We start from the raw sequence: 24765 nt of genomic DNA, 5'->3' as shown, positions 1-24765 counted from the left end.
GTCACCCCGCGTGGACGACGTCCTTCTCCTCGGCGAAGTGGCAGGCCGACTCGTGGGCCGCCGGGGTGTCCTTGCCCGCGAACACCTCCGGGATCGCCAGCACCGGGTCCTCCGTGGCGCACTTGTCCTGCGCCTTCCAGCAGCGGGTGCGGAAGCGGCAGCCCGAGGGCGGGTTGGCCGGGGACGGCACGTCGCCGACCAGGATGATCCGCTCGCGGTTCTCGCGGGCGGCCGGGTCCGGCACCGGGACCGCCGACAGCAGCGCCTGGGTGTAGGGGTGCGTCGGGTGGTCGTAGATCTGCTCGTCGCTGCCGATCTCGGCCACCTTGCCGAGGTACATCACGCCCACCCGGTCGGAGATGTGCCGGACGATCGACAGGTCGTGCGCGATGAAGATGTAGGAGAGGTTGAACTCGTCCTGCAGCCGCTCCATCAGGTTGATGACCTGCGCCTGGACCGACACGTCCAGCGCGGACACCGGCTCGTCGCAGATGATGATCTCCGGGTTGAGCGCGAGGCCGCGGGCGATGCCGATGCGCTGGCGCTGGCCGCCGGAGAACTGGTGCGGGTACCGGTTGATGTACTCGGGGTTGAGACCGACGACGTCCAGCAGTTCCTGCACCTTGCGGCGCCGGTCGCCCTTCGGGGCCACCTCGGGGTGGATGTCGTAGGGCTCACCGATGATGTCGCCCACCGTCATACGGGGGTTGAGGGAGGTGTACGGGTCCTGGAACACCATCTGGATGTTCCGGCGCACCGCCTTCAGCGCCCGGCCGGACAGCTTGGTGATGTCCTGGCCCTTGTAGAAGATCTCGCCGGAGGTCGCCCGCTCCAGGTTCATCAGGAGCTTGGCCACCGTCGACTTGCCGCAGCCGGACTCGCCCACGATGCCCAGGGTCTCGCCCTGGTGCAGGTCGAAGGAGACGCCGTCGACGGCGCGGACGGCGCCGATCTGACGCTTGAACAGGATGCCCTGGGTCAGCGGGAAGTGCTTGACCAGGTTGCGCACCTGAAGGATCGGTTCGCCCTGCGCGACGGGCGCCTCGACGGCGGCCACCGCCTCGTCCTCGGTCGCCGCGTCCACCACCTCGACCTCGGAGACGTGGGGCGTGACGTCGGCCCCGTCGTCCTTCCTGAGCTCAGCCACGGATCGTCTCCTTCCAGAAGTGGCACGCGGAGCCGCGGCCGACCAGTTCCGTACCGTCCTCCTCGGTCACCGGGACGAGCGCCGGGACGTCGGTACGGCAGATGTCCTGCGCCATGGCGCAGCGGGGATTGAAGGCGCAACCCGGCGGGATCTGCTGCAGGTTGGGCGGCAGGCCCTTGATCGCGTAGAGCTCGTGCCCCTTCTGGTCCAGGCGCGGGATCGAGTCCAGCAGGCCCCGGGTGTAGGGGTGGGCGGGCCGCTTGTACAGCTCGTGCACGGGCGCCTGCTCGACGATCCGGCCGGCGTACATGACGGCGATCTTGTCCGCCACGTCGGCGACCACACCCAGGTCGTGGGTGATGAGGATCAGGCCCATGTTGTACTCGCGCTGCAGTTCGGCGAGCAGGTCCATGACCTGGGCCTGGACCGTCACGTCGAGGGCCGTGGTGGGCTCGTCCGCGATGATCAGCTCGGGCTCCAGGGCCAGCGCCATGGCGATCATGATGCGCTGGCGCATACCGCCGGAGAACTGGTGCGGGTAGTCGCCGACGCGCTCCTTGGCGGCGGGGATGCGCACCCGGTCCATCAGCTCGATGGCCTTGGCCTTGGCGTCCTTCTTGGACATGCCCTGGTGCGCCCGGAACATCTCGCCGAGCTGGTAGCCCACCGACAGGACGGGGTTGAGCGAGGACAGGGCGTCCTGGAAGATCATGGCCATCTTGGCGCCGCGCAGCCTGCGCCGCTCACTCTCCGGCAGCGCCAGGATGTCCTGGCCCTGGAAGAAGATCTGGCCCTTGCTGATCCGTCCGGGAGGGCTGTCCAGGATGCCCATGATCGCCTGCGCGGTGACGGACTTGCCGGAGCCCGACTCACCGAGCACGGCCAGCGTCTCGCCGGCCTTGACGCTGTAGTTGACACCGTTGACCGCCTTGGTCACGGCGTCCCGGATCTTGAACTCCACGTGCAGGTCGCGGACCTCGAGCAGCGGCGCGGTCCCGTCCGACCCGGTGTTCGCGGGTGCCATCTCCAGGCTGGTCATGCCATCACCTTCGTGTTGCTTCTGAGGGGGTCGACTCACGGCGGTGCCTCACCGGAGCTTCGGGTCGAGCGCGTCGCGCAGACCGTTGCCGAACAGGATGAAGCCCAGCGCGGTGACGACGATGGCGATGCTCGGGTAGGTCCACATGTAGTCCTTGACGCCCATGAAGCCACGGCCGGCGGAGATCATGTTCCCCCACTCCGCGACCTGCGGCTCCACGCCGACACCCAGGTACGACAGCGACGCCTCGGCGACGATCGCGATGCCGACGTTGCTCATGCCGTACACCATCACCGCGGTGATGGAGTTGGGCAGGATGTGCTTGCGGATGATCCGGCCCTGGCTCGCGCCGAGCGCCTTCGCCGCGTGCACGTAGTCCATCTCGCGCACGGAGAGGATCTGGCTGCGCAGTAGTCGGGCGAAGGTGGCCCAGGTGAAGATGCCGAGGGAGAGGACGACCGGCAGCACACCGCGCCCCATCAGCAGGATGATGACGATGGAGCCGATGAGCAGCGGGAAGGCGAAGAAGATGTCCGCCGTGCGCATGATCACGGTGTCCACCCAGCCGCCGAAGTAGCCGGACAGCGCGCCGAAGAAGACGCCGATGACGACCGCGAGGAGGATCGAGGCGAGACCCACGATCACCGCGATGCGGCTGCCGTAGATGAGGCGGGACAGCTGGTCGCGGCCGAGCGCGTCGGTGCCGAGCAGATGCTTGCCGCCCGGCGACTGGAGTGTCGCGTTGAGGTCCTGCTTCAGCGGGTCGAAGGGCGCCAGCACGGGGGCCAGCAGGGCGACGAGAACCAGGAGGAGGATGATCGCCAGTCCGACGACGGCGAGTTTGTTGGCGAAGAAGCGGTGCCGGATGTCGGACCACTGGCTGACCCGGGCGACATTGGGTTCCGCGCCCTGCTTGGCCCCGGCGGGACCGGCCTGGACCGGCTCTCCCGTGCCCGTGACGAGTTCGGTCATGGTGTGACTCCTAGGGGGAAACGACCCTGCCGGTCAGGCGAGGCGGATACGCGGGTCGAGGGCGGCGTACAGCAGGTCGACGACGAGGTTCAGCACGACGAAGATCGCCACGCTGATCGTCACCACTCCCGTGATGATGGGGTTGTTGTTCTGCTGGATCGCCTGGACCAGGGCCAGACCGATGCCGTTCCAGTTGAAGATCGTCTCCGTGATGATCGCACCACCGAGCAGGGTGCCGAAGGAGATGCCGATGTAGGTGACCACGGGAATGACGGAGTTGCGCAGAATGTGCCGGAAGAGCACCGTCCGGCTGGGAAGTCCCTTGGCCACGGCGGTCTTGACGTAGTCGGCGCGCAGCACTTCCAGCATGCTGCTGCGGGCCAGCTGGGCGACCAGGGCCGCATCGATGATCGCCAGGGTGACGGCGGGCAGCACCATGGACTTGAAGCTGCCGTCGGCGATCAGGGGGAACCAGTTCAGCTTCACGACGAAGATGCTCTGGATGATCATGCCGAGCACGATCGACGGCACACCGATGGCCATGGTGGTGAGGAAGGTGGCCGACACGTCCCAGACCGAGTACCTCTTCATCGCCGCGAGAATGCCGACGGCCATGCCGATGACGATGTCGATCGCGATGGCGAACACCGCCAGCTTGGCCGTGTTCCCCAGCTTCGGTGCGAGGATCTCGGTGACCGGCCGGCCCTGCGTGTAGTCCGTACCGAGATCGCCGGTGACGAGCTTGCCCACGTAGTTGCCGTACTGCACCACCAGGGGCTTGTCCAGCCCGTACTGCTTGTGCAGCTGCGCGATCACCGCCGGGTCGCGCGCCTTGTCGCTGCCCGCGATCTGCCCGACCGGGTCACCGGGCAGAACGAACAGGCAGGCGAACAGGATCAACGTCGCGCCCAGCGTGACGACGACCAGCTGGCCCAGCCTGCGGACCACATACCTTCCCATGACATGCCTCTCTCGCCTTTTGCTGCCATCTCCCAGGCAGCTCCCAGCCCCATAGATGGGGGGTGTGGGGGTGGGGGCCGGGAGGGCGGATCGCACCCTCCCGACGGTCGTCGGGGGCCGTGGTGTCCGAGCACCCGGCTCGGACACCACGACCCCCATCACGGAACGCCGCTGTCAGCGGCACCCGACTACTTCAGGCTGATCTCCGGGAGGTTCGGGTCCTCGTGGAAGTCCATCTGGACGTTCCCGAACTTCTTGGTGTTGGCGAGACGGAACTGGGTGCGGTTCCACAGCGGGATCAGCGCCTGGTCGTCCAGCGCGACCTTCTCGGCCTGCTTGTAGAGCTCGTTGCGGGCGGCCTGGTCCTTGGTGGCGCGAGCCTTGGCGACCAGGTCGTCGAACTTCTTGCTGCTGTAACGGGCCCGGTTGTCACCGGTGACCTTGCCGGAGGAGTCCTTGTTGATGGACGCGGTGTCCAGCAGCGGGAACAGGAAGTTGTCCGGCGTCGGGTAGTCCGCGCCCCAGGCGTAACGGTACAGACCCGTGGCGTTCGGCTTGGCCTCGTCGGAGAGCAGCTCGGCGAACGGCTTGCCGTTCGTCTTGACCTTGACGCCCAGCACGTCTTCCAGCTGCTGCTGGACGGCCTGGATCCACTCCTCGTGGCCCGAACCGGTGTTGTAGCCCAGCTCGATGGTGGTGCCCGGCTTCAGGCCGGCTTCCTTGGCGAGCTGCTTGGCCTTGGCCTTGTCCTGCTTGACGCAGGTGCCGCACAGGTCCTTCTGGTACACGTCCTTGAAGGAGGGCGGCAGGATCGTCGTGGACTTCGTCATCATGCCCTGGAAGACGCCCTTGATGATGGCGTCCCGGTCGATCGCGTAGGAGATCGCCTGGCGGGCCTTGACGCTGTTCAGCGGCTTGTTGTCCGTGACGGGCATCAGGTAGTTCATGCCGCTGGCCTCGTACTGCAGCCACTCGTTCTGGGCGCTGTACTTGGCCTTGGCGGCGGGCAGCTGCGGGGTGGGCATACGCGCCCAGTCGTACTGACCCGACTCGAAGCCCTGGTACTCGAGGGTCACACCGTTGTTGGCGTTGAGGATGTCGATCTGGACCTTGTCCAGGTGCGCCTTGGTCAGCCCGTAGTCGTCGTTGCGGACCAGCGTGATCGACTTGTTGTGCTCCCACTTGCCCTGCATCTTGAACGGGCCGTTGCCGATGGGAGCCTCGTTGTACGCCTTGTTGTGGGCGTCGCCGGCGACCTTGGGAACCGGGCTGAAGACCACGTGCGTGGTCTTGACGTCGAACTCGAAGTCCGGCTCGGAGAGCTTCACCTGGAGGGTGTAGGGGTCCGGGGCGGAGAGGCCCGACATCGTCTTGGCCTTGCCCGACTGCACGTCGCCGAAGCCCTGGATGCCGGCCATGTGGTAGGCCACGTCGGAAGCGGCCGACTTCACCGCGACACGGTTCCAGCCGCGGATGAACGCCTCCGCGTTCACGTCCTCACCGTTGGTGAACTTGGTGCCCTTCTTGATGCTGAAGGTCCAGGTCTTGCCGTCGTCGCTGACCTTCTTCGAGGTGGCCAGCGCCGGGACGACCTTACCGTCGGCGGTCGGGTCGTACAGACCCGTGAAGAGGTTGTCCGTGACGAGGGTGCCCTCGGACTCCTGGGCGTTGTACGGGTCGATGGCCACCGGCTCGGTGATACCCATCCGCCAGGTGCCGCCGCTCTTGCCGGAGCCCTTGCCGCTGCCGCCGCTGCCCCCGTCGTCGTCGCTGCTCCCGCAGGCCGTCGCAGCCAGCGCTATGACGATCGCACCCGCAACCCACTTGGCGCTCTTGGCACCGCGCATGGGGCTCCTCCTCATGAGTCCAATGGTTCACCGCATCAGGGAGCACAAGACACATCACCGTTACCGGTGCCTGAAATGGTCAAGTGCCCCCGCGCTCGTGAGTCGGCGCCGCAGCCAGCGCGTGGCGCGTCGATCCGAGCTCTACGCGCCTAACTATCTGCCATCCGCCAGGGGACGAACCACACCTTCAAGGTCTCGGTTCGATCACACCTGGCGCGTACTTCTTCCAAAATCCGGACAAAGGGTTTGCTGAAAGATCCCTGCGAAACGGACTTGTTACACAACTATCGGGCAGCGCTGTCCGTATACCGGACGGAAAGGCTGGAAAACCTGTTGCGCGGATCGGCGGACCAAGCTGTGTCGACGCCATGACCCGGGACAGACCGGCGCGAGAGGCCGAATGCCGCAGAATCCGGTCACCTTACCAACGGGTACCGATCCGGCGGGACCCTGAGGGGATCCGGCTTCAAGTCATAGGGAAAACCCTCTACACGCGGCACGGCCGGGCTCCGAGGAAGCCCGGCCGTGTGTGATGGCTCTCAGCCCTGCGTCAACCGCCCCGCGCCACCGCGGGCGGCGCCTCAGCCGTGCTTGGCGCGGCTGGCGGCGCGGGCGCGCTCACGCGCGTCGAGGTTCACCTTGCGGATGCGGACCGCCTCCGGGGTCACCTCGACGCACTCGTCGTCGCGGCAGAACTCCAGGGACTGCTCCAGCGACAGCTTGCGCGGCGGCACGATCGACTCGGCCACGTCGGCCGTCGAGGACCGCATGTTGGTGAGCTTCTTCTCCTTGGTGATGTTGACGTCCATGTCGTCGGAGCGGGAGTTCTCCCCGACGATCATGCCCTCGTACACCTCGGTGCCCGGCTCCACGAACAGCACGCCGCGCTCCTGGAGGTTCGTCATGGCGAACGCCGTGACCGCGCCGGCCCGGTCGGCGACCAGCGAACCGTTGTTACGGGTCTGCAGGGTGCCGAACCAGGGCTCGAAGCCCTCGTGGATGGAGTGGCCGATGCCCGTGCCGCGGGTCTGGGTCAGGAACTCGGTCCGGAAGCCGATCAGACCGCGCGAGGGCACGACGAACTCCATGCGCACCCAGCCGGAGCCGTGGTTGGACATGTTGTCCATCCGGCCCTTGCGAACGCCCATGAGCTGCGTGACCGCGCCCATGTGCTCCTCGGGAACGTCGACCGTCATCCGCTCGACCGGCTCGTAGACCTTGCCGTCGACCTCCTTGGTGACGACCTGCGGCTTGCCCACGGTGAGCTCGTAGCCCTCCCGGCGCATGGTCTCGACCAGGATGGCGAGCGCGAGCTCACCACGGCCCTGGACCTCCCAGGCGTCCGGACGCTCGGTCTCCAGGACGCGGAGGGAGACGTTGCCGATCAGCTCGCGGTCCAGGCGGTCCTTCACCTGGCGGGCGGTGACCTTGCGGTCCTTGACGGCCGCCTTGTTGTCGGCGCCCTTGCCGGTGCCGCCGCGGCCGACCAGCGGGGAGGTGTTGGTGCCGATGGTCATGGAGATCGCGGGCTCGTCGACCGTGATCAGCGGCAGCGCGACCGGGTTCTCGGTGTCGGCGAGGGTCTCGCCGATCATGATGTCGGGGATACCGGCGACGGCGCAGATGTCACCGGGCCCGGCCTTCTCCGCCGGCTTGCGGGTGAGCGCCTCGGTCATCATCAGCTCGGAGATGCGGACGTTGCTGATGCTGCCGTCCCGCTTGATCCACGCGACGGTCTGGCCCTTGCGCAGCTCGCCCTGCTCGACGCGCAGCAGCGCGATACGGCCGAGGAAGTTGTCGGCGTCCAGGTTGGTGACGTGGGCCTGGAGCGGGGCGTCCTCGTCGTAGGTCGGGGCCGGGATGTGCTCCAGGATGGTGGAGAAGAACGGCTCCAGGCTGGTGGAGTCGCCCGGGACGGTGCCGTTCTCCGGCTTGGTCAGCGAGGCGATGCCGTCACGGCCGCAGGCGTAGACGATCGGGAACTCGATCTGCTCCTCGTCCGCGTCCAGGTCGAGGAAGAGGTCGTAGGTCTCGTTGACGACCTCGTCGATACGGGAGTCCGGCCGGTCCGTCTTGTTGATGCACAGGATCACGGGCAGGCGCTGCTGGAGGGCCTTGCGCAGCACGAACCGGGTCTGCGGCAGCGGGCCCTCGGAGGCGTCGACGAGCAGGACGACACCGTCGACCATCGACAGACCCCGCTCGACCTCGCCGCCGAAGTCGGCGTGGCCGGGGGTGTCGATGATGTTGATGGTGATCGGGTCCCCGCCGTCCTTGGGGTGGTACTTCACCGCCGTGTTCTTGGCGAGGATCGTGATGCCCTTCTCACGCTCCAGGTCGTTCGAGTCCATCATGCGGTCGTCGACCGAGTCGAGCTGGTGCGCGGCGAAGGCACCGGCCTGCTTCAGCATGCCGTCGACGATGGTGGTCTTGCCGTGGTCGACGTGGGCGACGATGGCGACATTGCGGATGTCGTGGCGCGTGGCCATAGTGCGGCGTACTCCCGGAGTGGTGAGAAAGACCCTGCTGTGTACGTCCGTGTGACGCGGGTCTGCCGGGCTGGACACGCCACGGCCTCACCCCATGGTACGGGGCCGCCGCCGCTGGGGCTTGCCGGGATACGCCGGGGCACTCCAGGACCGCTTCCAGGCACCCGGTTCCGGGGCCGGGGCGAGGGGGTCGCGCGGCCCCGCACCGCGGGGTGCCGCCGTCACGAGGACGGGGTCGGCGATCCCTTCGGGCCGGCGGCCTTCGCGCCCTTCTTCAGGAAGCCCATGTCCTCGTACACCGGGGTCTGGAAGCCGAAGGCACCGGTGTTCGCCAGGGTGGTGCGGGCGCCGACGAGCTGGGGGCGCTGGTAGAGGGGGATCGAGCCGGCGGCGGCCCAGATGCGGGCGTCCGCCGTGCGGATCAGGTCCCGGGACTCGTCCTCGTCCAGCGTGGTGGAGGCCTGGTCGAAGAGCTGGTCGATCTGGTCGGTGCCGACGCGGGTGTAGTTCTGCTCCACGTTCAGGGAGCCGTCGGCGGCCGGGACCGGCTTGGCGTAGATCGGGCGGGCGTCGGTGGCGGGGAAGGCGGAGGACGGCCAGGAGTACAGCGCGAGGTCGTACTGGCCCGCGGCGATGTGGTCCTTGAAGTAGCTCTCGTCCGGGACCTTGGTGATGTCGGTGCGGATGCCGACCTTCTGGAGCATGTTCGAGATCCGGTCGGCGACCGTGCGCAGGCTGTCGGAGCCGGGGCCGGAGGGGAGCACGAAGCGCAGGACGAGCGCCTTGCCGTCCTTGGCGAGCGATCCGGCCGCGGCGCTCCCGGGGGCGGCGGTGCCGCGGGGGGCGTACGCGCCCGGCGCACCGCCCTGCTTGCCGGTCTGCTGCATGCCGTCCTTCGCGAGGTGCTTGCCGCCCTCGTCGGTCCTCGTCTGCTCCTGGTGGTCCCTGGCGTCCTTGTCGTCCTTGTCGTTCTGGTTGTTCTTGTCGTTCTGGTTGTTCTTGTTGTCGTCGTCGTCCTCGCCGACGATGTACGCGCCGTCGTCGCCGCCCTCGGACTCGTCCCCCTTGTTCCGCTCGGGACCGGCCGCCTTCTCCGGCTTCTTCTGCTCCTTGACCGGCCCGCCGAGCACCCACCCGGCGTCCGCGAGCAGCGCCTGCGCCTCGGCGGTGTCCTGGCCGCCCAGGGCGCCGCTGCCGTCGGCGTAGGCGCTCTGCCCGGACAGGGCGAGGTGGCTGCCGACCGGGACGGCGGGCAGACCGAGGGGGGTGAGGACGGCCTTGGCGAGTTCCGTGCGGTCCAGGGCGCGGGCGACGGCGCGGCGGACCCGCTCGTCGGCGAGGGGGCCCTCGGAGCCGTTGAGGGCGAGCTGGGTGTAGGCGGGCTCGAGGGACTTGCGGAGCTGGAAGCCGCGCAGCTCCTGCTGCCGGTGCAGATAGGTGGCGAGGGACTCGCGCAGCTTCTTGGCGGCGGTGCGCCCGGCCCCCTGCAGGGGCGTGCCGGTGCCCTGCTGCCGGGTCGCGAGGGTGATGCGCTGGGCCTCGCCGGCGTCGACGTCGGCGAGGTCGACCGTGCCGTCGGCGAGCGCGGCGGCCCGCTTGCCGCGGGGCACGGCGTGCAGCACGATCTCGGACAGCTTGGCGGTACTGCCCCACCAGCGCGGGTTGCGGGCGAGGACGACGTCCTTCCGCGCGGTGTCGACCTTCTTGACCTTGAAGGGGCCGGCGGTGACGTTGAGCTTGCGGCGGGCGCCGTCGTTGAAGGCGTCGGGGGTGCCCATGACGTCCTTCGGGTACAGCGGGGAGAACAGCGACTGCCAGTCGGCGTAGGGGCGGCTGAAGGTGACCCTGACCTCCAGGTCGTTGGCGCCGCGTTCGATCTTGGCGATGCGGTCGTAGCCGGCGTTGTGGGCGGTCCAGTAGGCGGCGTCCTTGCCGGACAGGGCGCGCCACTGGGCGGCGAAGTCGGCGGCGCCGATCTCCCGGCCGTCGCTCCACACGGCCTGCTGGTTCAGCCGGTACAGGACGACCTGGCGGGGCTCGGTCTCGATGACCTTGGCGGACTCCAGGTAGTCGGCGTTGCGCACCGGGCGGCCGGCGGCGTCGAGGCGGAACATCGACGGCAGGACGGCCTGGGCCACCCGGGTGGTGGCGGCGTCGGCGTCGGCCTGGAAGGTGTTCAGCGTCTCCGGTACGTCGTCCACGGCCCAGTGGAGGGTGCCGCCGTCGGCGATCTGCGTCCGGGCGGTGGAGGCGATGTCCTGCCCGGCCAGCGGGGCGCTCGTCTCCTCGTGGGAGCCGCAGCCGCCGAGGAGGGGGATCGCGAGTGCGCCGGCGGTGAGGAAGGCGACCGAGCGCATGACCGCGCGCAGTCCGACGCCGTCGTGGGACATCTCTGCTTACCTCCGGGGAGCCGCGGGCGTTATGATCACTTTTGGCGGTATTTGGAGCTGATCAGATCTATCCACCCACTGAAGAGGAAAGGATCCGGCAACAGAGCGCGACACGGCGACAACGCACCGTAAACCCACCCGAGCGGCGCAACACACCGGACGATGCACCCGTACGCCCCCGGCCAATCGATGCACATCTCTTCACAGAGACAGGTGTGGCGCGCAACACTCGCAGGCGCATGAACGTTGCCGCCCAGGGCCCCAGGGCCCGTGGAAGTGAGGGCAAGTCATGTCCGTGCACGACGAATTGACGTCAGTTCAGCGCTGCCTCGACGACCTCCACCGGTCGCTGGGACACCTGGAGAAGCAACTCGGCAGCGGCGGTCTGGAGATGCGCCGGGTCCGGACGGACGCCGACCATCTGCGGGAGAGCGTGGCGCTGCTGCGGGACGCGGCGGCCGCTCCGGCCGCCACCCAGCGGCCCGACCTCGTCACCATCTCCGACACCCCCTACGACATCAGCCTGTGGACGGACTCGGACGACGAGGGTCTCGGCGCCCGCGACCGGCACGCCCCCTGACCGGCGGAGGCGAACCGAGCAGATGGAATCGGAGTCCCGTTGTGGCCACTGGCACGGAACCCAGACCTGACAGCGGCGGTGTACGCGGCCGTACGCGCGCCGCGATCACCGCCCCGCACCTGCGGACCGACCGCTGGTGGCTGGCCCCTGCCGCCACCGCGGCCGGTCTGCTGGCGTTCGTCGTCTACTCGACCTGGCGGGCCTTCGCCGACGCCGACTACTACGCGGCGCCGTACGTCTCGCCCTTCTACTCGCCCTGTCTGGCGGAGAACTGCCGGACCATGCGCGCGGGCCCGAACGCGGATCTGTTCGGGAGCTGGTGGGGCATCTCCCCCGCGATCATCATCCTGATCTTCCCGCTCGGCTTCCGGCTGACCTGCTACTACTACCGCAAGGCGTACTACCGCAGTTTCTGGGCGTCCCCGCCGGCCTGCGCGGTGGCCGAGCCGCACCGGCGCTACACCGGCGAGTCCCGCTTCCCGCTGATCCTGCAGAACGTCCACCGGTACTTCTTCTACGCCGCCCTGCTGGTCGCCGGGGTGCTCACCTACGACACCGTGCTGTCCTTCCGCGACCCGCACTACCGCTGGGGCCACATGGGCCTCGGCACCCTGGTGTTCCTGGTCAACATCGCGCTGATCTGGGCGTACACGATCTCCTGCCACTCCTGCCGGCACATCGTCGGCGGCAAGCTCACACACTTCTCCAGACACCCCGTGCGCTACCGGGCGTGGCAGTTCGTGGGGCGGCTGAACGCCCGCCACATGCAGCTGGCCTGGGCGTCCCTGGTGAGCGTGGCGCTCGCCGACTTCTACGTGTACCTGGTCGCGTCCGGCGTCTTCGACGATCCGCGCTTCTTCTAGCTGAGTGGGGCTTTGTGATGTCCGTGGTCGACCGTCAGGAGTGGGACGTCGTCGTGGTCGGCGCGGGCGGCGCCGGACTGCGGGCCGCAATCGAGGCCCGTGAGCGGGGTGCCCGCACGGCGGTGATCTGCAAGTCGCTGTTCGGCAAGGCGCACACGGTGATGGCCGAGGGCGGCATCGCGGCGGCGATGGCCAACGCCAACGAGCACGACAGCTGGCAGGTCCACTTCCGGGACACCCTGCGCGGCGGCAAGTTCCTCAACCAGTGGCGGATGGCCGAGCTGCACGCCCAGGAGGCCCCGGACCGGGTGTGGGAACTGGAGACCTGGGGCGCGCTGTTCGACCGGACCGCGGACGGCCGGATCTCCCAGCGCAACTTCGGCGGCCACGAGTACCCGCGCCTCGCGCACGTCGGCGACCGTACCGGCCTGGAGCTGATCCGTACGCTCCAGCAGAAGATCGTCGCGCTCCAGCAGGAGGACAAGAAGGAGACCGGGGACTACGAGTCCCGGCTGAAGGTGTTCCAGGAGTGCACGGTCACCCGGGTCCTGAAAGACGGTGAGAAGGTCTGCGGGGTCTTCGGCTACGAGCGGGAGACCGGCCGTTTCTTCGTCCTGGAAGCCCCCGCCGTGGTGATCGCGACGGGCGGCATCGGCAAGTCCTTCAAGGTGACGTCGAACTCGTGGGAGTACACCGGCGACGGACACGCCCTCGCGCTGCTCGCCGGGGCGCCGCTGCTGAACATGGAGTTCGTGCAGTTCCACCCGACGGGCATGGTCTGGCCGCCGTCGGTGAAGGGCATCCTGGTCACCGAGTCCGTGCGGGGCGACGGCGGGGTGCTCAGGAACTCCGAGGGCAAGCGGTTCATGTTCGACTACGTCCCGGACGTGTTCAAGGAGAAGTACGCCGAGTCGGAGGACGAGGGCGACCGCTGGTACGAGGACCCGGACCACAACCGGCGCCCCCCTGAGCTGCTCCCCCGGGACGAGGTCGCCCGGGCGATCAACTCCGAGGTGAAGGCGGGCCGCGGCTCGCCGCACGGCGGGGTCTTCCTGGACGTGTCGACGCGGATGCCGGCCGAGCTCATCAGGCGCCGGCTGCCGTCGATGTACCACCAGTTCAAGGAGCTGGCCGACGTCGACATCACGGCCGAGGCGATGGAGGTCGGGCCGACCTGCCACTATGTGATGGGCGGTGTCGCGGTCGACTCCGGCACGGCGGCGGCGCGCGGGGTACCGGGGCTGTTCGCGGCCGGGGAGGTCGCGGGCGGCATGCACGGCTCCAACCGGCTCGGCGGCAACTCGCTCTCCGACCTGCTGGTCTTCGGGCGCCGGGCGGGCTGGCACGCGGCCGAGTACGCGGCCGGTCTCGCGGCGGCCCGGCCGCCGGTGGACGACGCCCAGGTCGACACGGCGGCGGCGGAGGCGCTGCGGCCCTTCTCCGCCGAGGCGGAGGACGCGGAACCGGCCGCCGGGCCGCCGGAGAACCCGTACGCCCTCCACCAGGAACTCCAGCAGACCATGAACGACCTGGTCGGCATCATCCGCCGCGAGGGCGAGATGGAGCAGGCCCTGAAGAAGCTCGGGCAGCTGCGGGTACGGGCCCGCCGGGCCGGGGTCGAGGGGCACCGGCAGTTCAACCCCGGCTGGCACCTCGCCCTGGACCTCAGGAACATGCTGCTGGTCAGCGAGTGCGTGGCCCGGGCCGCGCTGGAGCGCACGGAGTCCCGCGGCGGGCACACCCGCGAGGACTACCCGGCGATGGACCGCTCCTGGCGCCGGATCAACCTGCTGTGCCGGCTCACCGATCCCACGGGCGAACTGGCGGCGACGGACCCGGTCCGCGGCCAGATCACGCTCTCCCGGGAGACCACCGATCCCATCCGTCCCGACCTGCTCGCCCTCTTCGCGAAGGAGGAGCTGGTCAAGTACCTCGCCGAAGAGGAGCTGTACGAGTGAGCAGCTACGAGGCCCGCTTCAAGGTGTGGCGGGGCGATGCGGGCGGCGGCGGCCTGGAGGACTTCGCGGTCGAGGTCAACGACGGCGAGGTGGTGCTCGACATCGTCCACCGTCTCCAGGCCACCCAGGCGCCGGACCTGGCGGTGCGCTGGAACTGCAAGGCGGGCAAGTGCGGTTCGTGCTCCGCGGAGATCAACGGGCGGCCCCGGCTGATGTGCATGACGCGCATGTCGGTGTTCGACCGCGCGGAGACGGTCACCGTGACCCCGCTGCGGACCTTCCCGGTGATCCGGGACCTCGTCACGGACGTCGGCTTCAACTACCACAAGGCCAGGGAGGTCCCGGCCTTCGTGCCGCCCGCCGGTCTGGCCGCCGGCGAGTACCGCATGATGCAGGAGGACGTGGACCGCTCGCAGGAGTTCCGCAAGTGCATCGAGTGCTTCCTGTGCCAGGACGTCTGCCATGTGGTGCGAGACCACGAGGAGAACAAGACGGCGTTCGCCGGCCCGCGCTTCCTGATGCGGGTGGCCGAACTGGACATGCACCCGCTGGACGCCGCGGCCGAGGCCGGCCTGGACCGCAAGCGCACGGCCCAGGACGAGCACGGGCTCGGCTACTGCAACATCACCAAGTGCTGCACGGAGGTCTGCCCGGAGGGCATCAGGATCACGGACAACGCGCTGATCCCGCTGAAGGAACGCGCCGTCGACCGCAAGTACGACCCGCTGGTGTGGCTGGGCTCGAAGATCAGGAGGCGGACTTCGTAGCACCCCTGGCGGTGGGGGCGCGTCCCGCGGGGGCACCGGCCGTTCAGCCGTTCACCCAGCCCTTCCGGTACGCGCTCCAGTTGTCCTCCGTCGCCGCGAAGTCCACGTACAGGGCGACCCCGAACCGGGCACGGTCCGCGTCGGTGCGGGACAGGCCCAGGCGGACGCCCCGGACGGCGGCCGGGACGGTCTCGGCGAAGCCCCAGTGGCCGAAGCGGGTCTCGTCGTAGAAGGGCAGGCCCATGAGGAGGTCGGTGGTGGGCGGGGTGACCTCCAGGGCCAGGGAGGTCTGCTGGGCGACGTAGCCGCCGTACAGGCTCTGCGCCGGCTGCATGGTGTCGTACGACATCACCGCGATCTGGTCGACACGGCGGGCCACCTGGCCGAAGTACGCCTGGGACCACCACTTGGGGTGGTTGGTGAGGGTGCCCCACAGGGAGTGGAAGGCGGGCAGCGGGTCGATCTGGTGGGCGGCGACGGAGAGCAGGGCGTGCCGCTCACGGGTGACGCGGCGCAGGTCGTCCAGGAGGCCGAGGTAGTCGCGGTTGCCGGAGTGGAGCGGCTCCAGGTCGAAGTGGGCGCCCTGGAAACCGGCGGCGAGGATCTCGCGGGTGGAACGCACGACGGCGGCGCGGGTCGCCGCGCGCTCCAGGCGCAGGCCGTCCGGTGACTCGCTGGCCAGTACGTCGCCCAGCCAGGCCTGGACGCGGACGCCGGGCAGTTCCCGGTGGACGGCGGCTATCAGCCAACCCGCCCTTGGGTAGTCCGATGGGGGGAGGGTGCCGTCGTGTTCCAGGGGGCCGGAATGGACGTACAGGTCACGGATGCCGGTGCCGCGCAGGCGGCGGGCGAGCGCCTTGACGTCCCGGTCGTCCTTCCGGCCGTCCACCCAGGCGTGGCCGAGCCAGAGGGCGTCCTTGCCGCGGGTGTACGTGCCGTCCGCGGGGTCGCCGGTGTAGTTGACGCGGAGGGCGGCCTCGGCGGTGAGGAGGGGAAGCAGGAACAGCAGGGCCAGGGTGAGGGCCGTGCGCTGGAGCAGGCGACGGCGGCGTGTTCCGGCCTCGGCGGCCGCGGGTCGCGTGCGCTGCTCCCGCTCCGGTTCCTGCTGCTCCGGTTCCTGCTGCTCCGGTTCCACGTCCATCCCCGTCCTCCCCGTCCCCGTGATCCTCGTCGCCCCCGTCCCCCGACCGCCCATCCCGGTCGCGCGGTCCGTTATGTGCCCATACGCTCCGAAATGTGACGTCAACCTTGATACGGGGCCGGCCGCGGCACGCCACGTCGCGCACAGCGGTGCGGGTGGCGCACGCCGTGCTGGGCGGTGCGGCCGGGGTCGTGTGGCTGGTGTTGCCGGGGATGACGAGCGTCGCCCGAGATCCGGTTCCCGTGGCCCGCGCCGGGCCGGCCGCGAGTGCCGCCGCGGCGGAGCGGGACGAGACGACCACCACCGATCTCGTGCTGCCGCTCGTCGCGGTGGGCGCGGCAGGGGCGCTGGCCGCATACGGGTACGTACGGCGCACCCGGCGGGCCCGGAGCCGTACGACCCCCGGGGTGGTGTCCGTCCGGCCGCCGTCCCTGACGCCGGCCGACCTCGAGCGGCAGGCGCGGACCGCGCTGGCCGTCGCGGACGACAGCGTCCGCACCAGCCGCGAGGAACTCGGCTTCGCCGAGGCCCTGTTCCCGGCGGAGACGGTGGAGCCGTTCACCCGGGCGCTGCGGGCGGCGGAGACGGAGCTGGCGGCGGCGTTCGCCATGTACCGGCGGTACGAGCAGGGCGTGCCGCAGGACGAGGTGACCCGGCGGCAGGCGCTGGTGGGGGTCGTGGGGCGGTGCGCGGAGGCCGGGCGACGGCTGGACGCCGAGGCACCCGCGTTCGACGGGCTGCGGGCGCTGGAGCGGGGGGTGGACGAGGCCCTGGAGGTCGCGGAGGGACGGTTCCGGGAGCTGGCGGGACGGACGGGCGGGGCGGCCGCGACACTGGACGGCCTGGGCCGGCGGTACACCGCGTCGGCCGTGGAGCCGGTCACGGGGTACGTCGAACAGGCCAAGGACCGGCTGGTGTTCGCCACCGGTCACCTCAACGCGTGCCGCCAGGCGGCGGATTCGGGTGCCCATGAGCGTGCCGCGCGCCATCTCCGTGCCGCCGAGGGTGCGATCGCCCAGGCCGGGGTCCTGGTCACCGGGGTGGAGCGGCTCGCGGCCGAGGAACGGGAGGCGGCTCTGCTGGTGCCGGCCGCGCTGACCGGCGCGGAGGCGGAGATCGCGGCGGCACGCCGGTCCGGGGGGAGCGATGTGCCGGCCGGCGAACTGCGGGTACGGATCAGCCGGGCCGACGGCGTGCTGGCCGCCGTCCGGGAGCAGCTGACCGGGGGTCCCTACGATCCCCTGGGCGCCCTTCGGCACATCGCCCGGGCCGTGGAGCCGCTGGGAGTCGGCCGGGCCGGGGTGGTGACGGCGGCGGCGCTGCTGGTCGCCCGCAGTGCCGTCGGTGTCGCGGAGGACTTCGTCGGCACGCACCGGGGAGCCGTGGGCGCCGAGCCCCGCACGCTGCTGGCCGAGGCCACCCGGCTCCTCGCCGGCGGCGCCCCCGGGTACGCGCGGGCCGACCGGCTCGCCCTCGACTCCCGCGAGCTGGCCGAACGGGACGTCCGGGCGCACGGGGCGCCCACGGCGTATCCCGGCCCGCCCTCCACCGGGCTCACCGGCGCGGTCCTCGGCGGCATCCTCCTCGCCGAGGAGCCCGACGGCGGCCCCCCGTCGAGCTTCGGGGGACCGGAAACCCGCGCCCGCCGGACCCTGCCGTGAGCTTGCCGCGGGGATGCCGAGCCGAGGGCGAACTCCAGCGGCCCCACCGGGGGGCCCACCGGGGGCCCCACCCCCGGACCCCCGGCCCTGCGCCCACCCACCACCCGTGCGGGCCGGCTGGGAGGCGCGGCCTTCCCTCAACCCGTCCGGAGTCCGCCGACGAGGCCGTTCAGCCCGAAGGAGGTCCGGGCGCAGGCCCCCGGCGGAGTGCGGGAACGGAGCCCCGGGCGGAGGCCCCGTCAGGCCAGAGGGGATCCTGGCCGAGTCCCGGCGGGAAAGGCTGGGACGCAGCCCCGCGGGGTGCAGGGCGCAGACCCTGGGGCGGCGGGGGTGGAGCGGGCCCGGGGAGGGCGGGCCTGCGGTCAGAACAGGCTCAGCAGGGCCTCCGCCGGATCTGTCAGGCCGGTCTCGCCGTCGGGGAGGGGGAGTTCGAACCAGACCGTCTTGCCTTGGGGGGTGCGGCGGGAGCCCCAGGCCGCGCTGAGGAGGCCGACGAGTTGCAGGCCGCGGCCGCCCTCGTCGGTGTCGCGGGCGCGGCGGCGGCGGGGCTGCACCAGGCCGGCGTCCCAGACCTCGCAGACCAGGGTGCGGTCCAGCAGCAGGCGCAGCCGTATCTCGCCCTCGCCGTACCGCAGGGCGTTCGTCACCAGCTCGCTGACCAGCAGCTCGGTGGTGTCGACCAGGGGCTCGAGGTCCCAGCTGAGCAGCTGGCCGCGGGCGTACTCGCGGGCGCGGCCGACGCTGCGCGGCTCGCGCGGCAGCGTCCAGTCGCCGACGGACTTGGCCGGCAGTCCCTGGACACGGGCCATCAGCAGCGCGATGTCGTCCTCGCCGTGATGCGTGTCGAGGGTGTTGAGGACGTGGTCACAGACGTCCTCCAGCGGCTGGGCGGGGTCGGTCAGCGCGCCCACGAAGGCCTGGAGGCCCTCGTCCAGGGGATGGTCGCGGGATTCGACCAGTCCGTCCGTGTAGAGCGCCAGGAGCGCGCCCTCGGGGAGTTCGACCTCCACCTCCTCGAAGGGTTCGCCGCCCACGCCCAGTGGCATGCCCGGCGGCACGTCCAGCATCAGCGCCGCCTCGCCGGGTTCGACCAGCACCGGCGGCAGGTGGCCCGCGTTGGCGAAGGTGCACCGCCTGGTCACCGAGTCGTAGACGGCGTACACGCAGGTCGCGAGGTAGACCTCGGAGAGGTCGGCGTCCCGGGGCTGGCGGGCGGTGCGGGTGGCCTGCTGGACGCCTCCGGGTGTGCCGAGGCCGCGGGCGATCTCGTCCAGCGCGGCCAGGACCTCGGCCGGTTCGAGGTCGAGCAGCGCGAGGGTGCGGACGGCCGTGCGGAGTTCGCCCATCGCGACCGCCGCGCGCAGCCCTCGGCCCATCACATCCCCGACCACCAACGCGGTGCGGTGCCCGGGCAGTTCTATGACGTCGAACCAGTCGCCGCCGACCTCCGTCGCCGCGTTGCCCGGCAGGTAGCGGCAGGCGATGTCCAGGCCGGAGGCCTCGGGGTCGCCGGGCGGGAGCAGGGACCGTTGCAGTATCAACGCCCGTTCGTGCTCACGGCGGTAGAGGCGGGCGTTGTCGATGCAGACCGCCGCGCGTGCCGCCAGCTCCACGGCCAGGTCCCGGTCGCGGTCGCCGAACGGCTCGCTGCCCTTCGTACGGGCGAACTGGGCGAGTCCGACGACCGTGTCGTGGGCGACCATCGGGACGGCCAGCGTGGACTGGACGAGCCCGCCCTCCTCGGCGGGTACGGACTGCGGGCGCGCGGTGCGCAGGGCGTCCGCGCAGGGTGAGTTGAACGGGTAGTGGTGGACCGCGCCGACCGCGACGGACGCCCCGCCGCCGACGAAGGGCGCGTCGGAGACGGCGCTGGCGAAGGCCACGCGGCGCAGTTCCGCGCTGCCGTCGGCGAGTCCGGGCGGGGTCTCGTCGCCGGCCAGCAGGCCCTGGTAGAGGTCGACCGTGGCGAGGTCGCAGAAGCCGGGCACGACGACGTCGAGGAGTTCGCGGGCGGTGGTCTCGAGGTCGAGGGAGTTGCCTATGCGGGCGCCCGCCTCGTTGAGGAGGGCGAGATTGCGCCGTGCGGAGGCGGCCTCGCGGGCGGCGGCGCGGCGTCCGGTGATGTCGGTGCCCAGCCAGGCGATGCCGATCGGCCGGCCGCTTCCGCTGTGCACGCGGTAGAGGTTGACGGACCAGTGCCGGCGCTCCTCCGAACCCGGTACGAAGCCGGTGACGTGCATGTCCGTGATGGAGTTGCCCGTCTGAAGGACCCGGCGCAGGGTGGCGGCGACCCGCTCGGCCTCGCCGCGCTGGAGGTAGTCGTGCACGCCCCGGCCCCGGTGGTCGTCGGGGGTGCCGCCGAAGGTGGCGGAGAACCGCTGGTTGGCGCGACGGACCCGCAGGTCCTTGTCGATCAGCAGGAACCCGAAGGGAGATTGGCCGAATATCGCCTGCGAGGCGGCGAGATCGGTCTCGATGCTGCGCAGGGTGCGGACGTCGACGACGATGCACAGGGCGGCCCTGTCACCCTCCGCGGTGCGGGTGGGCATGACGTAGACCTCGGCGAGGCCCTCCTTGCCGCACTCCCCGTCCGCGGCGTCGGGCACCCGGAAGGGGACCACACCGGTCCACTCCCGCCCGTCGAGGATCTCGGCCATCTTCCGCTGCCCGCGGTCGCGCAGGTCGGGGTCGACGAAGACGTCCACGGGGTCCATGCCGACGGCGCGCTCGGCCGGGATGCCGAAGAGCTGCTCGGCGCGCAGGCTCCACTGGTCGACGAGTCCCTTGGCATTGATGGAGAAGGACGCCACCTTGATGTAGTCGTACATCGAGCCGGGCGGGCTGCTCTGCCACATGGCGTTCCCGGGCCGCCGCTCGTCCGCGGTATCAGCCCTCGCGCCGTCCGACGGGTCCTCGGACTCCGTGGCCTTCGCTGGTATCTCGCTCACGCGAACCGTCCCCTCCAGCTCACCGCGTCCGGCACCGGTCACCGGGGGCGGCTGCCCGCAGTATCCAGCACTACGGCGCCGCACAACACGGTGTTCACGATCACAGCACGTTCCCGGTCGTTTTCGGTCCGGGCCGTGACAACACTTCCAGTCTTCTAACCAGGCGACACGTCATCGAACCCCGCACGGAGGCAACGTTCCGTGACAGACACCGGTCGCTGGACAGCGCCGCCGGACGTGTACAAGTGCGGCGCCCGCCGCGCTCACCCGGGAACGGCGAGCTCGAACCAGACGGTTTTGCCGGTCTCTCCGGGCCGGGTGCCCCAGCGGCGCGAGGAACCGGCGACCAGTTGGAGGCCGCGGCCGCTCTCCTCGTCGGGACGCGGGGCGCGCTCGTGCGGCGGGTCCGGGAGCGGGTCGGAGACCTCCACCAGCAGGGCGTCGCCCGGCTCGGCGGGGCGCACCAGGCGTACGCCGACGGGCCCGGTGGCGTGCCGCAGGGCGTTGGTCACCAGCTCACTGACCAGCAGGGCCGCGAGGTCGGCGAGGCTGTCGAGGCGCCAGTCGCGCAGTTGGTCGCGGACCGCCGCGCGGGCGGAGCGCACGGCGCCCGGTTCCGCGGGAAAGGTCCACTCGACGCAGTCGCCATCGGTGTCGATCACGCCGATCACTTCCCAGGCCAGCGAGCCCACCCATGTCCGGTTTCATGGGGTTAATGGGCACATACCCGGTATCCGGTGCCGCATATCGCCCTCAAGAGCGCGCGGTGGCACGAACGGCGTAAGGACTCAGCGCAGGCGTGCGGCCACTTCGCGCACCGCCGACACGTCCTGGTCGAGCCAGGGCACGTCCCAGAGCCCCTCCGGCGCGAGCCAGCGCAGTTCGTCGTGGTCCTGGAGGGGCTCGGGGGCGGGGGATCCGGTGCGCGGGCGGGCGGTCCACACCTGGAGGACGTACGGGGGTCTCAGGGGCCACTCCCCCGGTACGCGCTCGACGGCCTCGGCCTCGATGCCCAGTTCCTCGCGCAGCTCCCGGACCAGGGCGCCCTCGGGTGACTCGCCGGGTTCCACCTTGCCGCCGGGCAGCTCCCAGCGCCCCGCCAGCTCGGGCGGCGCGCTGCGCCGCGCGGCGAGCAGACGGCCGTCGTCGAGCAGGGCGGCTGCGACCACCACGATCCGTTCCATGCGCCGGAGCCTACGGCAGCCGGCCGCGGGTCAGGCGCGTGAGCCGGTGCCGTTCTGGCCGATGCGCTCGACCCAGTAGATCTGCTTGTGGCCGCGGTCGTCGAGGCTGTCGGCGATCTTCTGGGCCTCGGCACGGGTCGCGTACCGGCCCACGCGGTAGCGATTGCCGTTGTCGTCCTGCCGTATGACGAGCCACGGCAGCGAGACCGTGCCGTTGGCGTCGTTCATCGCACCCCACCTCTTCTTCCGGCCCTCGCCCGCTCGTCTCCCGTCCCCGGCTCCCGCCGTGCTTCGCCCGCTGAGGAAACCGCAGTCCGCATATGCCTGAGCGTACGCCCAACCTTCACGCAGCGAATACGGCTTTTCACCAAGAGGTACGCAACCGGCCAGAACGCGGGGGGCGCACGATGACGAGTGCGCCGTCCGTGCGTATCGGTGCGCCGGATTGACGGGGCGCCGGACACACCGGGCACCACCTGCGAGAACGGCCGAATCGCAACGGCCCTCGCGCGGGCGGGAGTCGACCGGCCCCGCGGAGCAACCACCCCGGGGGTGTGCGCTACTTCACTGGGAGGTGGTACGCGACCCGGTAGCGGTCCGCGGGGATCACGACGTCGGCGGTCTCGACGGGGCGGCCGGAGGCGTAGTACGTGCGCTGGACCACCAGCACCACATGGCCCGGGACACCGCCCAGGGTGAGCAACTCCTCGGCGAGGCCGGGGCGGGCGCCGACCTCCTCGGTGACGTTGTCCACGATGACGTCGATGGCACGCATGCGCTCGACGACGCCCATGCCGCCGAGGGGGCCCTCCTCGGGCAGCATGACGGGGGTGCGGCCGGTGACCGCGAGGGGCTCCCAGGAGGTGGAGAGCATCATCGGCTCGCCGGCGTCCCGGAAGACGTACTTGGTGCACATCACCCGGTCACCGGGGCGCAGGCCGAGCCGCTCGGCGATGGCGCCGCTCGCCTGGGTCTGCTCGCTGCGGGACTCCCAGGTGCCGCGCGCGGTGGCGTCGGCCTGCTCCTGGCGGAAGGGCGTGGCACCGGCGGGCGGACGGAAGCCGGAGCGGGCGATGAGTCGGGGCACGGGCCTCTCCCGCACATACGTCCCCGAGCCGGAGCGGCCCTCGACCAGCCCCTCGGCCATCAGCACCTTGCGCGCCTCCAGCGCGACCGTGTCCGAGACGCCGTACTCCTCGCGGATCCTGGCCTGGGAGGGCAGGCGGGTGTGGGGCGGCAGCGAACCGTCGACGATCTTCTTGCGGAGATCACCCGCGACACGCAGATACGCCGGCTGCTCACCGAAAGTCACAGGCCGCTCCCATCAGCTTGTACAGACAGCAACAGCCTGGCAACCGTGGGTTGTGCCACGCAAGCAAAGGCCAGGGAATCACTCGATGTGATTACATCCGCCCGGGGCAGGCTTTACGCAGGCACTTTCTCCCCACTATGGCCTCCGTCACACCTCCAGACCGGAGTCGTCCGTGGCCGGCGGGACGGTGGCCAGCCCCAGAGCCTTGCGCGCCGTCACCGTCCGGTCCGGGTCGATGAGCGAGAAACCCTTGTCGTAGTGCGCGTAGAAGCCGTCGGCGTCGGCGGCCCTCGCGGCCTTCGCCCATTCCACCCGCGCCGTGTCGATGTCGGCGGCCAGCACGGTGACCGCCTTCTCGGCGGCCGCGGGCCAGTCGTGCCCGCGCAGCATCCCGGCCTGCTCCTCCAGCGCGGCCGCCACGCGCCGCGCCCACGCCTTGTGACCGGGCAGGTCGTCCTCGACGTACTCCGCGTCCGGCGCGGTGTCCAGGGCGGCGTCGAGGACGTGCGCCGCCTTCAGATAGGCGACCTGGTCGGCGTCGAGGACGGTCTCGTCGTTGCGCAGCGAACCGGTCAGGCCGGCGCCCTCGTCGGTGTTGCCGAAGAGGCAGGCGACCTCGCGGTCGCCGAGCGCCCAGGTGTCCCGGGAGGGCGTGAGGTAGTAGATGTCGACGTCGTCCGGAACGGCCCAGCCGTCCATGGCGTAGCTGTACTGCAGCTCGTAACACCGCTGGTCCGCCCGGTCCGTGACGGAGCTGTCGCCGGGGTACGAACCGCCGCCGAGTGGGAAGGACGCGAAGACCTCGCCGTCGTGCTTCCCGTCGCAGGGCACCTCGTCGACCTCGTACGCCTCGCCCTCCAGCGAGCCGCCGGGCGCGTCGAAGCACTCGCCCCTCTCCAGCGAGATGCTCGCGCCGTCCCGCGCGCCCTCCTTGAAGCCCTTCCAGAACTCGGCGGCCCCGCCCGTCGCCAGCGCCACCGCCCACAGGGCGAGCCCGACCCCCGACAGCACGCAGCCGGCGACGGCCATGCCCTTCCCGCGCTCCCCGCGCTTCCTGATCTGCGCCAGCGCCACCAGTCCGAGCACCAGCCCCACGCCCGGCAGGAAGCAGAGGAGGCCGAGCACCAGGGCGGCGATGGCGAGCCCGTTCACCGCCGCCGGCCGGTTGTACGGGCTGTAGCCCTGCGCCCAGGGCTGGTAGGGCGGCCCTCCATAGGGCCCTTGGGGCTGCTGCCCGTAAGGGCCCTGCGGGTACGGCGGATACGACGCGTCCGGGTACGGCGACGAGGCCGGCGGCTGGTAGGAGCCGTCGGGCTGGTGGGGGCCGGGAGGCGGAGGTATGGACACAGGTACCGTGCTCCTGACGGCTGAACTGATGTACGACTGCGCGCATGGTAAGCGCGCGGCCGGTGAGGACGGAACGCAGGCCGCGCGCGGTCCGGGTGGTGAACCGGCCCACCACCCGGTGGGCCGGGGCCGCGGGCCCGGCCCGGGGCCCGCGGACCGC

The 24765-nt window shown here is 70.7% G+C and carries 19 protein-coding genes; 5 read left to right on the top strand and 14 right to left on the bottom strand.

Going from position 1 to position 24765, the window contains the following annotated elements:
• Position 1 precedes the first annotated feature (1 nt).
• The 7 genes from ABZX30_RS25010 to ABZX30_RS24980 form a co-directional block, all read right to left on the bottom strand.
• Positions 2 to 1147, bottom strand: coding sequence for a dipeptide ABC transporter ATP-binding protein (locus tag ABZX30_RS25010; protein WP_355937136.1), 1146 nt, complete (start codon positions 1145 to 1147; stop codon positions 2 to 4).
• Positions 1140 to 2186 (bottom strand): ABC transporter ATP-binding protein, encoded by a 1047-nt coding sequence (locus ABZX30_RS25005; protein WP_355937133.1) that lies wholly within the window; start codon positions 2184 to 2186, stop codon positions 1140 to 1142. Before ABZX30_RS25005 ends, ABZX30_RS25010 begins: the two co-directional genes overlap by 8 nt.
• 48 nt (positions 2187 to 2234) lie before the next feature.
• Complete coding sequence (locus ABZX30_RS25000; RefSeq protein ID WP_355937130.1) at positions 2235 to 3158, bottom strand: ABC transporter permease; 924 nt, start codon at positions 3156 to 3158, stop codon at positions 2235 to 2237.
• A 33-nt stretch (positions 3159 to 3191) separates the two neighbouring features.
• Positions 3192 to 4118 carry an ABC transporter permease gene (locus tag ABZX30_RS24995; RefSeq protein WP_355937128.1) on the bottom strand — a complete coding sequence of 309 codons (927 nt, stop codon included), beginning with the start codon at positions 4116 to 4118 and terminating at the stop codon, positions 3192 to 3194.
• Between the two features lie 188 nt (positions 4119 to 4306).
• Positions 4307 to 5965: an ABC transporter substrate-binding protein gene (locus ABZX30_RS24990; protein ID WP_355937126.1), complete on the bottom strand. Its 1659-nt coding sequence runs from the start codon at positions 5963 to 5965 to the stop codon at positions 4307 to 4309.
• A 581-nt stretch (positions 5966 to 6546) separates the two neighbouring features.
• The gene (gene typA / locus ABZX30_RS24985; RefSeq protein ID WP_355937123.1) at positions 6547 to 8454 is read right to left on the bottom strand and encodes a translational GTPase TypA; all 1908 of its coding nucleotides are present in this window, start codon (positions 8452 to 8454) and stop codon (positions 6547 to 6549) included.
• Positions 8455 to 8675: 221 nt separating this feature from the next.
• Positions 8676 to 10844, bottom strand: a complete 2169-nt coding sequence (locus tag ABZX30_RS24980; RefSeq protein ID WP_355937121.1) for an ABC transporter family substrate-binding protein — start codon at positions 10842 to 10844, stop codon at positions 8676 to 8678.
• 289 nt (positions 10845 to 11133) lie between these two features.
• On the opposite strand from ABZX30_RS24980, the gene ABZX30_RS24975 reads away from it, so the two are divergent.
• Genes ABZX30_RS24975 through ABZX30_RS24960 form a run of 4 tightly spaced genes read left to right on the top strand, consistent with a single transcriptional unit; the run spans position 11134 to position 15012 of the window.
• A complete protein-coding gene (locus ABZX30_RS24975; protein WP_355937119.1) occupies positions 11134 to 11424 on the top strand; it encodes a hypothetical protein in 291 nt (96 codons plus the stop codon).
• A gap of 41 nt (positions 11425 to 11465) precedes the next feature.
• The gene (locus ABZX30_RS24970) at positions 11466 to 12287 is read left to right on the top strand and encodes a hypothetical protein (RefSeq protein WP_355937117.1); all 822 of its coding nucleotides are present in this window, start codon (positions 11466 to 11468) and stop codon (positions 12285 to 12287) included.
• A 17-nt stretch (positions 12288 to 12304) separates the two neighbouring features.
• Positions 12305 to 14245 (top strand): fumarate reductase/succinate dehydrogenase flavoprotein subunit, encoded by a 1941-nt coding sequence (locus ABZX30_RS24965; protein WP_355937114.1) that lies wholly within the window; start codon positions 12305 to 12307, stop codon positions 14243 to 14245.
• Positions 14242 to 15012, top strand: coding sequence for a succinate dehydrogenase/fumarate reductase iron-sulfur subunit (locus ABZX30_RS24960; protein ID WP_355937112.1), 771 nt, complete (start codon positions 14242 to 14244; stop codon positions 15010 to 15012). The genes ABZX30_RS24965 and ABZX30_RS24960 overlap by 4 nt, the downstream gene beginning before the upstream one ends.
• Positions 15013 to 15055: 43 nt before the next feature.
• Here the strand turns inward: ABZX30_RS24960 and ABZX30_RS24955 are convergent, their stop codons facing one another.
• A complete protein-coding gene (locus ABZX30_RS24955; protein WP_355937109.1) occupies positions 15056 to 16153 on the bottom strand; it encodes a hypothetical protein in 1098 nt (365 codons plus the stop codon).
• A 95-nt stretch (positions 16154 to 16248) separates the two neighbouring features.
• Between ABZX30_RS24955 and ABZX30_RS24950 the strand changes: the two genes are divergently transcribed.
• Positions 16249 to 17814, top strand: coding sequence for a hypothetical protein (locus tag ABZX30_RS24950; RefSeq protein WP_355937107.1), 1566 nt, complete (start codon positions 16249 to 16251; stop codon positions 17812 to 17814).
• Positions 17815 to 18176: 362 nt separating this feature from the next.
• Here the strand turns inward: ABZX30_RS24950 and ABZX30_RS24945 are convergent, their stop codons facing one another.
• The 6 genes from ABZX30_RS24945 to ABZX30_RS24920 form a co-directional block, all read right to left on the bottom strand.
• Entirely contained in the window at positions 18177 to 20762 is a 2586-nt protein-coding gene (locus ABZX30_RS24945) for a SpoIIE family protein phosphatase (protein ID WP_355937105.1), read from the bottom strand.
• 263 nt (positions 20763 to 21025) lie between these two features.
• A complete protein-coding gene (locus ABZX30_RS24940; protein WP_355937102.1) occupies positions 21026 to 21454 on the bottom strand; it encodes an ATP-binding protein in 429 nt (142 codons plus the stop codon).
• Positions 21455 to 21550: 96 nt separating this feature from the next.
• Positions 21551 to 21946: a (deoxy)nucleoside triphosphate pyrophosphohydrolase gene (locus ABZX30_RS24935; protein WP_355937100.1), complete on the bottom strand. Its 396-nt coding sequence runs from the start codon at positions 21944 to 21946 to the stop codon at positions 21551 to 21553.
• 30 nt (positions 21947 to 21976) lie between these two features.
• Positions 21977 to 22174 (bottom strand): SPOR domain-containing protein, encoded by a 198-nt coding sequence (locus ABZX30_RS24930; RefSeq protein ID WP_355937098.1) that lies wholly within the window; start codon positions 22172 to 22174, stop codon positions 21977 to 21979.
• 331 nt (positions 22175 to 22505) lie between these two features.
• Positions 22506 to 23258 (bottom strand): GntR family transcriptional regulator, encoded by a 753-nt coding sequence (locus tag ABZX30_RS24925; RefSeq protein ID WP_355937095.1) that lies wholly within the window; start codon positions 23256 to 23258, stop codon positions 22506 to 22508.
• 147 nt (positions 23259 to 23405) lie between these two features.
• Positions 23406 to 24605 carry a DUF4190 domain-containing protein gene (locus ABZX30_RS24920; protein ID WP_355937093.1) on the bottom strand — a complete coding sequence of 400 codons (1200 nt, stop codon included), beginning with the start codon at positions 24603 to 24605 and terminating at the stop codon, positions 23406 to 23408.
• Positions 24606 to 24765: the final 160 nt, after the last annotated feature.

This window comes from Streptomyces sp. NPDC004542 (assembly GCF_040610035.1).
In the GTDB taxonomy this organism is placed as follows: Bacteria; Actinomycetota; Actinomycetes; order Streptomycetales; family Streptomycetaceae; genus Streptomyces.
The sequence above is the reverse complement of the archived record's forward strand: the minus strand, read 5'-3'. Positions and strand labels throughout refer to the sequence as shown.